Annotated in this window: 13 protein-coding genes; 3 read left to right on the forward strand and 10 right to left on the reverse strand. The window is 73.0% G+C overall.

Going from position 1 to position 14662, the window contains the following annotated elements; translation table 11 throughout:
- Positions 1 to 4: 4 nt before the first annotated feature.
- Positions 5 to 1504, reverse strand: a complete 1500-nt coding sequence (locus ACIF8S_RS10260) for an ATP-binding protein (protein ID WP_399998553.1) — start codon at positions 1502 to 1504, stop codon at positions 5 to 7.
- Entirely contained in the window at positions 1501 to 2190 is a 690-nt protein-coding gene (locus ACIF8S_RS10265) for a response regulator transcription factor (RefSeq protein ID WP_145830043.1), read from the reverse strand. The genes ACIF8S_RS10260 and ACIF8S_RS10265 overlap by 4 nt, the downstream gene beginning before the upstream one ends.
- Before the next feature lie 163 nt (positions 2191 to 2353).
- Between ACIF8S_RS10265 and ACIF8S_RS10270 the strand changes: the two genes are divergently transcribed.
- Entirely contained in the window at positions 2354 to 4774 is a 2421-nt protein-coding gene (locus tag ACIF8S_RS10270) for an MMPL family transporter (RefSeq protein ID WP_399999003.1), read from the forward strand.
- Here ACIF8S_RS10270 and ACIF8S_RS10275 read toward each other — a convergent pair.
- From ACIF8S_RS10275 to ACIF8S_RS10285, 3 genes are all read right to left on the reverse strand, one after another.
- Entirely contained in the window at positions 4767 to 5588 is an 822-nt protein-coding gene (locus tag ACIF8S_RS10275) for a TetR/AcrR family transcriptional regulator (protein WP_399998555.1), read from the reverse strand. The two genes, ACIF8S_RS10270 and ACIF8S_RS10275, sit on opposite strands and share 8 nt — an antisense overlap.
- 32 nt (positions 5589 to 5620) lie before the next feature.
- Entirely contained in the window at positions 5621 to 6058 is a 438-nt protein-coding gene (locus tag ACIF8S_RS10280; protein WP_399998556.1) for a thiol-disulfide oxidoreductase DCC family protein, read from the reverse strand.
- A gap of 146 nt (positions 6059 to 6204) precedes the next feature.
- The gene (locus ACIF8S_RS10285) at positions 6205 to 6612 is read right to left on the reverse strand and encodes a hypothetical protein (protein WP_399998557.1); all 408 of its coding nucleotides are present in this window, start codon (positions 6610 to 6612) and stop codon (positions 6205 to 6207) included.
- A 234-nt stretch (positions 6613 to 6846) separates the two neighbouring features.
- Here ACIF8S_RS10285 and ACIF8S_RS10290 point away from each other — a divergent pair, with 234 nt between their 5' ends.
- Together ACIF8S_RS10290 and ACIF8S_RS10295 are read left to right on the forward strand one after the other, a co-directional pair.
- Positions 6847 to 8289, forward strand: a complete 1443-nt coding sequence (locus tag ACIF8S_RS10290) for an MFS transporter (RefSeq protein WP_399999004.1) — start codon at positions 6847 to 6849, stop codon at positions 8287 to 8289.
- Entirely contained in the window at positions 8286 to 9509 is a 1224-nt protein-coding gene (locus ACIF8S_RS10295; RefSeq protein ID WP_399998559.1) for an FAD-dependent monooxygenase, read from the forward strand. The genes ACIF8S_RS10290 and ACIF8S_RS10295 overlap by 4 nt, the downstream gene beginning before the upstream one ends.
- Here the strand turns inward: ACIF8S_RS10295 and ACIF8S_RS10300 are convergent.
- The 5 genes from ACIF8S_RS10300 to ACIF8S_RS10320 all read right to left on the reverse strand — a co-directional run bounded on the left by ACIF8S_RS10300 (position 9452) and on the right by ACIF8S_RS10320 (position 14662).
- Positions 9452 to 10144, reverse strand: a complete 693-nt coding sequence (locus ACIF8S_RS10300; protein WP_399998561.1) for a response regulator — start codon at positions 10142 to 10144, stop codon at positions 9452 to 9454. The genes ACIF8S_RS10295 and ACIF8S_RS10300 overlap by 58 nt on opposite strands.
- On the reverse strand, positions 10141 to 11433 hold the full coding sequence (locus ACIF8S_RS10305; RefSeq protein ID WP_399998563.1) for a sensor histidine kinase: 1293 nt from the start codon (positions 11431 to 11433) through the stop codon (positions 10141 to 10143). Before ACIF8S_RS10305 ends, ACIF8S_RS10300 begins: the two co-directional genes overlap by 4 nt.
- Positions 11434 to 11626: 193 nt before the next feature.
- Complete coding sequence (locus ACIF8S_RS10310; protein WP_399998565.1) at positions 11627 to 12406, reverse strand: succinate dehydrogenase iron-sulfur subunit; 780 nt, start codon at positions 12404 to 12406, stop codon at positions 11627 to 11629.
- A complete protein-coding gene (gene sdhA / locus ACIF8S_RS10315; RefSeq protein ID WP_399998567.1) occupies positions 12406 to 14160 on the reverse strand; it encodes a succinate dehydrogenase flavoprotein subunit in 1755 nt (584 codons plus the stop codon). The genes ACIF8S_RS10310 and sdhA overlap by 1 nt, the downstream gene beginning before the upstream one ends.
- Before the next feature lie 19 nt (positions 14161 to 14179).
- On the reverse strand, positions 14180 to 14662 hold the full coding sequence (locus tag ACIF8S_RS10320) for a succinate dehydrogenase hydrophobic membrane anchor subunit (protein ID WP_145830052.1): 483 nt from the start codon (positions 14660 to 14662) through the stop codon (positions 14180 to 14182).

The following is a 14662-nucleotide window of genomic DNA, read 5'->3' on the forward strand; positions in this document are numbered from 1 at the left end:
CGGCTCACCCGGTGGCGGCGGTTTCCTCCGTGTGTGTGGACGGGACGGCGTGGGGGGTGAGGGACGGCAGCGTCACCGTGACGGTCAGGCCCTCGCCCCTCGCCGTGTCCACGGTGACCTCGCCGCCGTGCGCCCGTACGACGCCCTGCACGATCGCCATGCCCAGGCCGCTGCCCGCGCCCCCGCCCGCGCGGAAGAACCGGTCGAAGACCCGCGCCGCGTCGTCCGGCGCGAGCCCGGGCCCCTCGTCCGCCACCCACAGCCGCACCGCGCCGTCCGAGCGGGCCACGCCCAGCCGCACCGGCACGTCCGCCGGGGTGTGCGTGCGCGCGTTGCCCACCAGGTTGCCCAGCACCTGCCGCAGCCCGGCCTCGTCGGCGCGCACCAGCACCGCGCCGTCCGCGTCCACCCGCACCGGCCGGTCCGGCTGCTGCACCCGCAGGTCCTGCGCCGCGTCCCGCACCAGCCGGCACACGTCCACGTTCCGCAGCCGCAGTTCGGGACGCTGGTCGAGGCGGGCCAGCACCAGCAGCTCGTCGACCAGCCGCCCCATCCGGTCGGACTCGGTCATCATCCGGTCCCAGGCCCGCTTGCGCTCCGTGGGGTCGCGCAGCATCCCCCGCTCGTACAGCTGGAGGTAGCCGCGGATCGCGGCCAGCGGGGTGCGCAGCTCGTGCGAGGCGTCGGCCACGAACCGCCGCAGCTGCGCCGCGCTGCGCTCCCGGGTCCGGTACGCCGACTCCACCTGCTGGAGCATCGAGTTGAGCGCCAGCCGCAGCTGCTCCACCTCCAGGGTCGGATCGCAGCTGGACGGCACCCGCCGGGTCAGGTCACCCTCGGCGATCGCCGACGAGGTCTCCACCATGTCCTCCAGCGGCCGCATCCGGCGCCGCACCCCGAACATGGTCAGACAGGCCAGCACCAGCAGCAGCAGCGTCCCGATGGCCAGGTCGAACCGGACCGCCTTGGCCACGCCCTCGTGCAGCGGCTCGGTGGAGCCGGCGATGAGGACGCCGGTGCCGTCGGCGAGACGGGTGGCGGTGACGCGGTAGGTGCTGCCCCGCACGGTGACGTCCCGCGGCTCCGGGTCCCGGATCAGCGGGTCCGGGTCGCCCACGGCGTCCGCCAGGTCGCGCTGCGCCCGGGACGGTGCGAAGCCGAACACGGGGACCGGCTCGCCCTCGCGGTCCACGGCGGCGAAGACCGAGTCGGGGTCGCTGTCGTCCTGGTTCCACTCCGGTTCCACCCGGTCACGGAAGAAGCTCAGCGCGCTCAGCGAGTCGATCTGCCGCAGCGTCAGCTCCGAGCCGCCGAGCGAGTCGCGGGTGCGGACCAGCTCCGTGTCGATCTGGTCGAGCAGGTAGTAGCGCATGCCGAGCACGCTCACCGCGGTCGCGGCGACGATGCCCAGCGCCAGCAGCACCACGTTCGCCAGGGTGAGCTGCGCGCGCAGCGACCGCACCCGGGGGCGGCCGGGGCGCGGCAGGCGCGTCCGGCGTGTCACGTCAGCCCGTACCCGACGCCGCGCCGGGTGGTGATGACCGGAGGGCCGAGGGTGTCCAGCTTGCGCCGCAGATAGCTGATGTAGGTCTCCACGACGGTCGACTCCTGCGGGACGTGCTCGTACTGCCAGACGTGCCGCAGCAGCTGTTCCTTGGGCACGATCCGGCCCGCGTTGCGCACCAGGAAGCGCAGCAGGGCGTACTCGGTGGGCGTCAGCTCGACGCTGCGGCCGGCGCGGCGCACGGAGTACGTCGTCTCGTCCAGCTCCAGGTCGCCGTGGCGCAGGGGAGCCCGCTGCGGCAGCACGTCGGCGGGGCGGGTGCGGCGCAGCACGGCCGTGATCCGGGCGACCACCTCGTCGATGTTGAACGGCTTGGTGATGTAGTCGTCGCCGAATCCCAGCGCCCCGACGACCTCGGCGGGCGCGTCCCGCGCGGTGAGGAACACCAGCGCCGTCTCCGGCCGGCGCCCGCGCAGTTCGCGGCCCAGGGCGCGGCCGTCGCCGTCCGGCAGCATCACGTCGAGCAGCGCGCAGTCGGGCCGCGTGTGCTCGGTCAGCGCGAGCGCCTCACGGACCGACCCCGCGGTCATCACCTCGAAGCGGTGGTAGCGCAGGGCGATCGCGAGGACGTCCGCGATGCTCTCCTCGTCCTCCACGACGAGCACGGTGCCGGGAGCTGTCGTCATGTTCCCCAGTATCGGCGTGACCGTCCGCCGAAGTACCGGTTGTCGCTTTGGAGTTCCTTGAGAGTCCCGGGCGAGCCGTGTCGCCGGGCGGGTGCCGCCGCCGATTCTGCTGCCAGGACCCGGGGGACCGACCGAGCGACGAAGGAGCGGACACGTGGCGGTATTGGCACGCTGGTGCTATCGGCATCGGCTGGTGGTCCTCCTGCTGTGGGTGGGGGCGCTGTTCGGACTGGGGGTGACGGCGAGCAGTGCGGGCACGAACTACGCCGAGGTCTTCTCGCTGCCGAACACGGACTCCAAGCAGGCGTACGACCTGATGCGCAAGGCGTTCCCGGAGCGCGCCGGGGACACCGACACCGTGGTGTGGAAGGTGGACGAGGGCACCGTGCGCGACGAGGCGGTGCGCTCCCGGATGGAGACGGCGCTCGCGGAGATCGGACGCATGGAGGGCGTCGGCGCGGTCGCCGGCCCCTACGGCGAGCGGGGCGCGGCGCAGATCAGCGAGGACGGACGGATCGCCTACGCGCAGGTCACGTTCGCCGAGCAGGCGGACGCGGTGCCGAAGACACTGGTCCAGGACGTCGTCGACACGGCCCAGGAGGCGGCGCGCGACGGGCTCCAGGTGGAGCTGGGCGGGCAGGCCGTCACCCGGGTCCAGGAACCGCCGACGGGCACGGCCGAGCTGGTCGGCATCCTCGCCGCCGCCGTGGTGCTGTTCGTCGCGTTCGGCTCGCTGTTCGCGATGCTGCTGCCCCTGGTCGTCGCCGTGTTCGGCGTCGGCACCGGCATGTTCGGCACCCAGCTGATCAGCCACGTCACCGACGTCCCCGAACTGGCGTCCCTGCTGGCCACGTTGATCGGCCTGGGCGTCGGCATCGACTACGCCCTGTTCATCGTCACCCGGCACCGGCGGGGCATCCTGCGCGGCATGGACCCGGAGGAGGCGGCGGTCACCGCGCTCGACACCTCCGGCCGGGCGGTGCTGTTCGCGGGCGGCACGGTGTGCATCGCGCTCGCCGGGATGCTGGTGACGAACCTGCGCTTCCTGGACGGCGTGGTCATCGGCACCTCGCTGACGGTCGTGCTCAGCGTGCTCGCCGCCGTCACGCTGCTGCCCGCGCTGCTCGGCCTGCTCGGGCACCGGGTGCTCAGCCGCCGTCAGCGCCGCCGGCTGGAGGCCGCGGGCCCGCGCGGCGAGACGGTGGGCGGACCCGCCGCCCGCTGGTCGGCCACCGTGCAGCGCCGGCCGCGGGCCGTGGCCGCGGTGGCGGTGGTCCTGATGGCGGCGCTGGCCGTGCCGCTGCTGTCGCTGCGCCTGGGCACCGTGGACCAGGGCAACGACGACGCCTCGACGACCACCCGGCAGGCCTACGACCTGCTCGCCGAGGGCTTCGGGCCCGGCTTCAACGGGCCGCTCCAGGTGGTCGTGGACGGCGCTGCCCCGGCCGGTCTGCTGCGTGCCGTCGAGGACACCGAGGGCGTCGCCCAGGTGGCGGCCGCCCCGCCCGCCGGCGGGGTCACTGTCATCCAGGTCGTCCCCGACACCTCCCCGCAGGACGTGGCGACCGACCGGCTGATCGACACGCTGCGCGAGGACGTCATCCCCGCCGCGGGCGTCGAGGCACACGTCGGCGGTGTCACGGCGGTGTCGAAGGACTTCGCCGCGGTGACGGGCGACCGGCTGCCGCTGTTCGTCGGCACGATCATCGGCCTCGGCTTCCTGCTCCTGCTGCTGGCGTTCCGCTCGCTGGTGGTGCCGCTGACGGCCGCCGTGATGAACCTGCTCGCGGCGGCGGCCTCCTTCGGCGTGCTGGTGGTGGTGTTCCAGTGGGGCGTCGGACTCGACGTGCTGGGCCTCGGCGAGGAGGGGCCGATCGCGGCCTTCCTGCCGATCATCATGCTGTCGCTGCTGTTCGGCCTCTCCATGGACTACCAGGTGTTCCTGGTGAGCCGGATGCACGAGGAGTGGGTGCACACCCGGGACAACGCCCGCGCGGTGCGGGTCGGCCTCGCGGAGACCAGCCGGGTCATCAACTCCGCCGCCCTCATCATGGTCTGCGTCTTCCTCGCCTTCGTGCTCAGCGGCGACTACGGCGCCGCCATGGCGGGCGTGGGTCTGGCCGCCGCGGTCGCGCTGGACGCGTTCGTGCTGCGCACCGCGCTGGTCCCGGCCGTGATGCACCTGCTGGGCCGTGCCAACTGGTGGCTGCCGGCCGCACTGGAGAAGCGGCTGCCGCACCTGGCGGTCGAGCCGAAGGAGGACGCGGGCGCGCCCGCCACGCTGCCGGCGGAGGGCGCCCCGGACGGGGCCGCCTCGGTGGTCCACGGCTTCGTCCGCACCCCCGAGGGCGAGCCGGTGCGGGGCGCGGCCGTCACGCTGCTCACCCCCGGCGGCCGTCAGCTGGACCGGGTGGTGTCCCTGGCCGACGGGGCGTACATCGTGGCCGTGCCGGCGCCGGGCACCTACCTGCTCGCGGTCACCGCCTCCCCGTACGGCTCGCGGGCGGCGCACGTGACCGTGGCGGACGGGCCGTATGTGCACGACGTGGAGCTCACGCCCGGCGGGGTGGACGTCGTCAACTGACGTCGCCGGGACTCCCGTCGGCGGGGGGCGTCCCCTCGGCCCCCTCCTCCTCGTGTCTGCCCCGCGCACCCCGTCGGCCGGTGTCCTTACGGCCGGCGGGGTCGGGGAGCGCCCTGGTCATCCCGGGCAGGAACTCCGTGAACAGCTCGTGCACGTCCCGCACCAGCGGCCGCAGCACCCGGAACCGGGCCAGGACCACGCCCCGCGCGGTGAGCCGGGCGCCGCGCTCGGCGAGCCGGTAGCTGCGCTCACGGCCCTCGGTGCGGTCGAAGATCCAGTACAGGCACAGCCCCATCTGGGACAGCCACATCAACTCGGGCAGGATGTCCCGCAGTTCCTCGGGAACCTTGGTCCTCGTGCCGGCCAGCACCGCCCGGTGCACGCTGATCGCCTCCTGGCGCGCGTGCTCCGACTCCGGGGAGAAGGGGCTCAGCGGGCTGTCCGGGTCGGCGGCGTTCTTGAAGAACTGCACCGCGAACTCGTGGTACGGCGTGGCGATGTCCAGCCACGCCTTCAGCACCCCGGCGAGGCGGGCCTCCAGGTCGGTCTCCCGGGCCAGGATCTCCCGGACCGCGGCCTGGTGCTCGCCCGCGATCCGGTCGTAGAACCCCTGGATCAGGTGTTCCTTGCCCTGGAAGTAGTAGTACGCGTTGCCGACGGAGACCCCGGCCTCCTGGGCGATGGCCCGCATGGTCGTCTTGTCGTACCCGCGCTCCTGGAACAGCCGCATGGCCGTCTCGAGGATCAGGGCGCGGGTCTGCTCGGACTTGCTGAGGGGGGCACCGGGGCCGGGGCCGTCGTTCTTCGCGGGCACGGGAACAGAGCCTAACGCCAGCGACCTGCGCCCTACGGGGCGGCGCAGGTGCCGGCGTCGCACACCGGCGGGGTGTGGTGCCAGCCGTCGCGCGGATCGTACGTCCACCCGTCGGCCGGGCGGTACGTCCGGCCGACGGCCGGCGCCGTCGCCCCGCGCCACTTGGCGGCGGCCAGCACCGCGCCCTTGGCGAACCGCATCCCGGAAGGCGTGCTCAGCCGGTGCGCCAGCCGCCGGTGGTCGCGCAGCGCCCACAGGGTGACGATCCAGGCGGCCGCGCCCCGGTACACCTGCCCGCCGTCCCCGACCACGGTGATCTCGTCGAGGGTGGACCCGTGGTCGAGGCCGGGGAAGCGGTCCCGGGCGGCGGGTGATCCCGCCGGGACGAACTCCAGGGGGACGAGCTGGGGCCGTTTGACGAGCCAGTCGCGGACGTACGTGCACAGGGCGCAGTCCGCGTCGTACAGCACGGTCAGCCTGCGGAGCGGGACGCGGCGGGCGTCGTACCCGCGGCCGAGGGGGTACCTCGCCGTGTTGTACGCCGGGTGCGGCCCGTCGGGGGCCGGGCGCGCAGTTCCCCGCGCCCCGGGGGGCGTTGGTCCGCCGGCGACCGCGTTCATACCTGGGCCGCCGGGGCGGTCCAGCCCTGCGGGGGCACCGGCGGCAGCTGCTCCCGCTCCATCACCCCGCGTCGCCGGATCCTGCTGAGCACGTACACGTTGCCCAGGTGCATCACGCCCAGCACCAGCAGCACCACGCCGAGCTTGGTGGACAGCGCCTCGAAGATGCCGCGGGTGTCGGTGATCGTGCCGTCGTCACTCAGGTACAGGGCGACGAAGCCGAGGTTCACGAGGTAGAAGCCGACGACCAGCAGGTGGTTGACGGCGTCGGCGAGATTCTCGTTGCCGTGCAGCACGTCGGCGAGGAAGACCCGCCCGTTCCTGCTGAGCGTGCGGGCCACCCAGACGGTCAGCCCGATGCTGACGGTCAGGTAGATGACGTAGGCGATGACGGTGCGGTCCATGCCCCACCCCTTCTTGAACGCGTTCAAAACGCTGACGGGAACGACTGTAGCGCCTTCTTTTGAACATGTTCAACTCGCTTGCCGCTGGCGGCCGTGTCGTGTCCCGGCACCAGGGCCGCGCTCCCACTCGTGCGTACGCACCAGGCGAAGACGGTGACGGGCGACGATGCCCGGGAGGGGCGCCGAGCGGAACCGTGGGACGTGCTCACCGACCCCTACGAGAACGGGACGTCCATGTCCGACACCCTGCTCCCGCCGCCGCGTTTACGGCGGCCCGCGATCGCCGCCCTCGGGGTGCTGGCGCTCGCCCTGGGCGCGCTCCAGTCCGTGGTGGAGCCCGCGCTTCCGCTGCTCCAGCGCGAACTGGGGCTCGGCCCCTCCGAGGGCGCGCTGGTCGCCAACACCCTGCTCGTCACCGGCGCGGTCCTCACCCCCGTCGCCGGGAAGCTCGGCGACCGCTACGGCGGCAAACGCGTCCTGATGCGGCTGATGGCCGTCGTCGCGGCCGGCGGACTGCTGGCCGGGCTGGCCCCCGGACTGCCGCTGCTGCTGCTCGGCCAGGTCCTTCAGGGCGCCATGGTCGGCGTGCTGCCGCTGTCCTTCATCCTGGTCCGCGCCCATCTGCCGGCCGGGCGCACCCAGGCGGCGATCGGCGTGGTCGTCGCCCTGTTCACCGGCGGCGGCATGCTCGGCATGCTGGGCGCCGGTCTGATCGCCGACCATCTCTCCTGGCACTGGATGTTCGTACTGCCCACCCTCGTGGTCGTCGCGGCCACCGTCTTCGTGGCGCGGCTGATGCCGTCCGACGCACCGGTCCGGCAGGACGAGCGGATCGACTGGCCCGGCGTGGTCCTGCTGAGCGCCACCCTGCTCGCCTTCATGCTCGGCCTCGTCCTCCTGACCGGCGGTGGCCTTCCGCCCCTCGCCGCGGCCGCGTCGCTCGTGCTCGTGGCCCTGCTCGCCACCGCCTGGGTGCGCGTCGAGCGGCGGGCCGTCTCCCCGATGGTCGACCTGCGCATGCTCGCCCGGCCCGCGATGTGGCAGGCGTGCCTGCTCACCCTGCTCGTCACCGTCACCCTCGGCATGGTCACCCTGCTGCTGCCGCAGCTCCTCGCCGCGTCGGGCGACGGCTACGGCTTCGACGCCGACACCACCACGATCGGCCTCTACCTGCTGCCCGGCGCGATCGCCGGGGCCATGAGCGACGCGGTCGGCGGGGTCGCCGCGCGGCGGTTCGGCCCTCGTGCCGTGGTCGCCGTGGCCGCCCTCGCCACCGCCGCCGTCATGTTCGGCCTCGCGGCCCAGCACCACTCCGCCTGGCAGCTCGCCCTCGCCAAGACGCTCACCGCGTTCGCCGCGGGCCTCGCCACCACCGCGCTGCTGGCCGGCACCGCCACCGCCGTCGACCCCGGGGACACCGGCATCGCCACCAGCCTGCTCGTGGTCACGCGGGTGATCGGCGTCGTCCTGGGCGTCCAGATCGCGGGCGCGGTCCTCACCGCCGGCACCGGCCCCGGCACGGACCTGCCCGCCGAGGCGGCCTTCACCACCGGCTTCGCCGTCACCGGCGTCATGGCGGCGCTCGGCCTGCTCCTCGTCCGCGCCACGCGCGCCTCCCGTTCCCCGCACCCCGTCGAGCCCGCCCACACCCCCGCGAAGGAAGGGACCCGTTCATGACCGGCCCCCGCACCGTCCTGATCTCCGGAGCCAGCGTCTCCGGACCCGCCCTCGCGTACTGGCTGCACCGGGCCGGGTTCGCGGTCACCGTCGTGGAGAAGGCCGGCACCCTGCGCGGCGGCGGCTACCCCGTCGACATCCGCGGCACCGCGACGGAGGTGGTCCGGCGGATGGGCCTGTGGCCGCGGCTGCGCCAGGCACACGTCGGCCCCCGCCGCGCCACCTTCCTCGACGCCGCCGGCCGCACCGTCGCCTCCCTCCGGGCCCCCGCCGACGAGGGCGAGCCCCGCGACCTGGAGATACGGCGGGGCGACCTCGCCGACGCCCTGTACGGGCTGGTCCGCGACGACGTGGAATTCCTCTTCGGCGACTCCGTCGCCCGCTTCGACCCGGCCGCGCACGGCGTGGACGTCACCTTCCGCAGCGGGCGGCAGGGCACGTACGACCTGGTGATCGGCGCGGACGGCATGCACTCGGCCACCCGGGCCGCCCTCTTCGGTCCCGAGGACCGATACCACCGCTACCTCGCCCACTGCTTCGCCCTGTTCACCCTGCCGAACCCCGCGCACCTTCACCGTGAACTGGTCCTGTGGAACGCCCCGGGGAAGGCCGCCGCCCTCTACGCCACCGGCGAAGGACCCGAGGTGCACGGCTTCCTCACCTTCCACCGCCCGGAACCCCCGCGCGACGCCCTCCGCGACCCGGACGCCCAGCGCGCCCTGGTGGCCGAGGTGTTCGCGGGGGAGGGCTGGGAGATCCCGCGCATGGTCGCGGCCGCGCGCGACACCGACGACCTGTTCTTCGACACGGCCGGACAGATCCGCATGCCCCGCTGGACGCACGGCCGCGCCGCCCTCGTCGGCGACGCGGCGTACGCCCCGTCCTTCCTCACCGGGCAGGGCACCAGCCTCGCGCTGTCCGGCGCCTACGTGCTCGCCCACGCCCTGGCCGCCCACCGGGACCACACGGCCGCCTTCGCCGCCTACGAGGACCGCATGCGCCCCTACGTGACGGCCAACCAGGCGCTCGTCGACGAGGGCGGCGCCACACTCTTCCCCGTCACCGCCCAGGCCCTGGAACAGCGCGACGCACGCCTGCGCACCCTCGACGCCCTGCCCTCCGCGCGGCCCCGCCCGGCCCACACCGCCTTGACCCTGCCGGACTACGACGAACGTCCGGCCCCGTCCTCCGGCGTGACCCGGGCCAGGCCGGTCCGGTAGGCGGTGACGACGAGCTGCGCGCGGTCGCGGGCCTCCAGCTTCGTCATCGCGCGCTGCACATGGGCGCGCACGGTGAACGGGCTGAGGACCATCCGCTCGGCGATCTCCTGGTTGGACAGGCCCGTCGCCACCAGCGCCACCATCTCGCGTTCGCGCGGGGTGAGCACGTCCAGCCGGCCGGCGTCCTGCGGAGGGGTGCCGGCCGGCGCGGCCAGGAAGCGGGCGACCAGCGAGCGGGTCGCGGCCGGGGACAGCAGCGTCTCGCCCTCCGCGACCGTCCGCACGGCGTCCGCCAGGTCCTCCGCGCCGATGCCCTTGCCGATGAAACCGGCGGCCCCCGCGCGCAGCGCCCGCGCCACGTTCTCGTCCGTCTCGTACGTGGTGAGGATCAGCACCCGGGTGGCCCGCAGATCCGGGTCCGCGCAGATCTCCGTGGTGGCGGCCAGACCGTCCGCCTCCGGCATCCGGATGTCCATCACCACGACGTCCGGACGCAGTTCGCGGGTCAGCCGCACCGCCTCCCGGCCGTCGCCGGCCTCGCCCACCACGGTGATGTCGTCGGTGCTCTCCAGCAGCAGCCGGAAGGCGCCGCGCAGCAGCGCCTGGTCGTCGGCGAGCAGCACCCTCAACGTCATGCCGTCCGTCCCCCGTCCGTGGCTCCGGGCATCCGCCCCTCCTCGCCGTCCGTCGCCGATTCCCGTACGGGCGGCAGGGGCAGCCGGGCGGTCACCAGGAAACCCCCCTCCGGGCGCGGGCCCGCCGTCAGCTCCCCGCCCACGGCGGCGGCGCGCTCCCGCATGCCGATCAGCCCGTACCCGGGTGGCCGCTCCGACAGCGCGGGCGGCCCGCCCGGGGCGCCCCCGTCGTCGGACACGGTGACGGTCAGCCGCCCGCCGCCCCAGTCCAGCCCCACCCGGGCGCCACGGCCCGCCGCGTGCTTGGTCACGTTGGTCAAAGCCTCCTGCACGATCCGGTACGCCGTGAGGTCCACGCCCGGCGGCACCGCCCGCGCCGCGCCCTCCTCACGCGCCGACACCTCCAGCCCGGCCCGCCGGAAGGACTCCAGCAGGTCCGGCAGCCGGTCCAGCCCGGGCGCGGGCCCGTCGGGCGCGGCCGTGTCCCCGGTCTGCCTCAGCAGCCCGACCGTGGCACGCAGTTCGTCGAGGGCGTGTCCGGTGGTCTCGACGAGCTCCCGCAGGCTCGCGCGGGTCTGCTCCGGACGGGAGTCGAAGAAGTGGGCGGCAACCGTGGCCTGCGCGTTGGCCAGGGTGATCTGATGCGCCACCAGGTCGTGCAGCTCCCGGGCGATCCGCACCCGCTCCTCCGCGACCCGCCGCCGCGCCTCCAGCTCCCTGCTCTCCTCGGCCCGTCGCGCCCGCTCCTCCACCGCCGCGAGATACGCCCGCCGGGTCCGTACCGCGTGCCCGATCAGCCCCGCCACCAGCGGCGCCGCCACCACCGTCCCCATCCGGCTCGCGTCCCGCCAGGAGTGGTCCCCGGACAGCGGCTCGGACCCGGCGAACAAGGCCACGGCGGCCAGCGCGACGGCGCCCGCCGCACGCCGTTCTCCGGGGACGTGCAGCGTGCAGGCATAGGCGGCGACCAGGGCGGGTGCGGCCACGAGCGGACTCAGCACCAGGCCGAGGGGCTGGGCCACGACACCGGCCGCCGTGGTGACGGCCAGCAGGGCCAGGGGACGCCGATGCCGTGCGGGCAGTACGGCGCAGGACACCAGGGCGAGCAGCCAGGCCGCGAGGGGCGGCGCGGTGAGGGTGTCCTCGACCCGCACGGTCCCGCCGAGCAGACAGACCACGAAGGCGGCCGCGACGACCGCGCCTTCCCGCCGCCGCCCGGGACGCGGCACCCCCGTGTCCGCGGTGTCCGGTGTCGGCAGCACGCGGCCCAGCCTAGGGGCCCTGTTCACGGAAGTGCGCATACTCCCACCCTCCGGGCCCGCCACCGGCCGGGCATCGTCCTCGGGGGTGGTCCCCTCTGGTGCGTACGCAGCACAGGAGCGCGCCGCCTGGTGCGTACGCACCACCCGCCCGCACCGGGGAACGCCCGAGGGCCCGTCTCCGGATCGGAGACGGGCCCTCGGGGATGTACGGCGCGGTGCCTCAGTAGCGGCGCGTGATCAGCGCGCGCTTCACCTCGGCGATCGCCTTGGTGACCTCGATGCCACGCGGGCAGGCGTCCGTGCAGTTGAACGTCGTGCGGCAACGCCACACGCCGTCCTTGTCGTTGAGGATCTCCAGGCGCTGCTCGCCGGCCTCGTCACGCGAGTCGAAGATGAAGCGGTGCGCGTTGACGATCGCGGCCGGGCCGAAGTACTGGCCGTCGTTCCAGAACACCGGGCACGACGAGGTGCACGCCGCGCACAGGATGCACTTGGTCGTGTCGTCGAAGCGCTCGCGGTCCTCGGCGGACTGCAGCCGCTCACGCGTCGGCTCGTTGGTGTCCTTCGTGATCAGGAAGGGCATCACGTCCCGGTACGCCTGGAAGAACGGCTCCATGTCGACGACCAGGTCCTTCAGGACCGTCAGGCCCTTGATGGCCTCGACCGTGATCGGCTTCTCGGGGTTGATGTCCTTGATCAGCGTCTTGCACGCCAGGCGGTTCTTGCCGTTGATCCGCATGGCGTCGGAGCCGCAGATGCCGTGGGCGCAGGAACGGCGGAAGGTCAGGGTGCCGTCCAGGTCCCACTTGATCTTGTGCAGCGCGTCGAGAACACGCTCCTTGGGGTCGATCTCCAGCTGGAAGTCTTCCCAGGTCGCGTCCGCGGAGACCTCCGGGTTGAACCGGCGGATCCGCAGGGTGACGGTGATGTAGGGGGAGTCGGCGAAGCCGGGCTCGGGGGAGCCGGACGCGTCCGCCTTGTCCAGTACGGGGGTAGCCATCAGTACTTACGCTCCATCGGCTGGTAGCGGGTCTGGACGACCGGCTTGTAGTCCAGACGGACGGTCTCGGTGCCGTCGGCGCCGACCTCGCGGTACGCCATCGTGTGGCGCATGAAGTTGACGTCGTCGCGGTTCGGGTAGTCCTCGCGGTAGTGACCGCCCCGGGACTCCTTGCGGGCCAGCGCGGAGACGGCCATGACCTCGGCCAGGTCGAGCAGGTTGCCCAGCTCGACGGCCTCCAGCAGGTCGGTGTTGAACCGCTTGCCCTTGTCCTGGATCGCGACGTTCTTGTAACGCTCGCGCAGCTCGGCGATCTTCTCGACCGCCGTCTTGATCGTCTGCTCGGTGCGGAACACCATCACGTTGGCGTCCATGGTCTCCTGCAGCTCGCGGCGCAGCTCGGCCACCCGCTCGTTGCCGGTGGAGGACCGCAGCCGCTCGATCTGGCTGACGACGAGGGACTCCGGGTTCTCCGGCAGCTCGACGAAGTCCGCGGTCTGCGCGTACTCCGCGGCGGCGATGCCGGCCCGCTTGCCGAACACGTTGATGTCCAGCAGCGAGTTGGTGCCCAGACGGTTGGCGCCGTGCACCGACACGCAGGCCACCTCGCCGGCCGCGTACAGGCCGGGGACGACGGTGGTGTTGTCCGCCAGCACCTCGCCCTGGACGTTGGTCGGGATGCCGCCCATCGCGTAGTGCGCCGTGGGCTGGATCGGGATCGGGTCCGTGTAGGGCTCGATCCCGAGGTAGGTCCGCGCGAACTCGGTGATGTCGGGCAGCTTGGCGTCCAGCTGCTCCGGCGGGAGGTGGGTGAGGTCCAGGTAGACGTGGTCGCCCTCGGGACCGCAGCCGCGGCCCTCGCGGATCTCCGTGTAGATGGAGCGCGAGACGACGTCACGCGAGGCGAGGTCCTTCATGACCGGCGCGTACTTCTCCATGAAGCGCTCGCCGTCCTTGTTGCGCAGGATGCCGCCCTCACCGCGGGCGCCCTCCGTCAGCAGGATGCCCATGCGCCAGATGCCGGTCGGGTGGAACTGGAAGAACTCCATGTCCTCCAGCGGCAGTCCGCGCCGGTACACGGCCGCCTGGCCGTCACCGGTCAGCGTGTGCGCGTTGGACGTCACCTTGAAGAACTTGCCGGTGCCACCGGACGCGTAGATCACGGACTTCGCCTGGAAGACGTGGATCTCGCCGGTCGCCAGCTCGTACGCCACGACACCGGCCGACTTCTTGACGCCGTCGACCTCGGTGATCAGCTGGTCCAGGACGTAGAACTCGTTGAAGAACTCCACGCCCTCCTTGACGCAGTTCTGGTACAGCGTCTGGAGGATCATGTGGCCGGTGCGGTCCGCGGCGTAGCAGGACCGGCGGACCGGGGCCTCGCCGTGGTTGCGGGAGTGGCCGCCGAAGCGGCGCTGGTCGATGGTGCCGTTCGGGGTGCGGTTGAACGGCAGGCCCATCTTCTCCAGGTCGAGGACGGAGTCGATGGCCTCCTTCGCCAGGATCTCGGCGGCGTCCTGGTCGACCAGGTAGTCACCGCCCTTGACCGTGTCGAAGGTGTGCCACTCCCAGTTGTCCTCCTCCACGTTGGCGAGCGCGGCGGCCATGCCGCCCTGCGCGGCGCCCGTGTGGGAGCGGGTGGGGTAGAGCTTGGTCAGCACGGCGGTGCGGCTGCGCTTCGTCGACTCGATGGCGGCGCGCATACCGGCGCCACCGGCGCCGACGATGACGGTGTCGTACTTGTGGATCTTCATGATTCTCGCAGCCCCGTGCCTAGCGGATGTTCGGGTCGAAGGTGAAGATCACCAGCGTGCCCAGCAGGATGGTGAACACCGTGGCCGTGTAGAGCAGGCCCTTCAGCCACAGGCGGGTGTTCGGCCGCTCGGCGTAGTCGTTGATGACCGTGCGCAGGCCGTTGGCGCCGTGCAGCATGGCCAGCCACAGCATCGCCAGGTCCCAGACCTGCCAGAAGGGGCTCGCCCAGCGGCCCGCCACGAAGGCGAAGCCGATCTTCGAGACGCCGCCGTCCAGCACCAGCTGGATCAGCAGGTGGCCGATGACCAGCACGACCAGGACGACACCGGACAGACGCATGAACAGCCACGCGGCCAGCTCGAAGTTGCCGCGGGTGCTCTTCGGGGTCTTCCTGGTCCGCTTGCGCGGGGGCTCGATGACCGGCGCCGGGTTGTCGACGGAGTAGAGGGACCCGCCCTCGACGGGGCCGATGCCCGAGGCGGAGGTTTCAGTCGTGGACAT

It is taken from the genome of Streptomyces sp. NPDC085937, assembly GCF_044540535.1.
GTDB lineage: Bacteria > Actinomycetota > Actinomycetes > Streptomycetales > Streptomycetaceae > Streptomyces.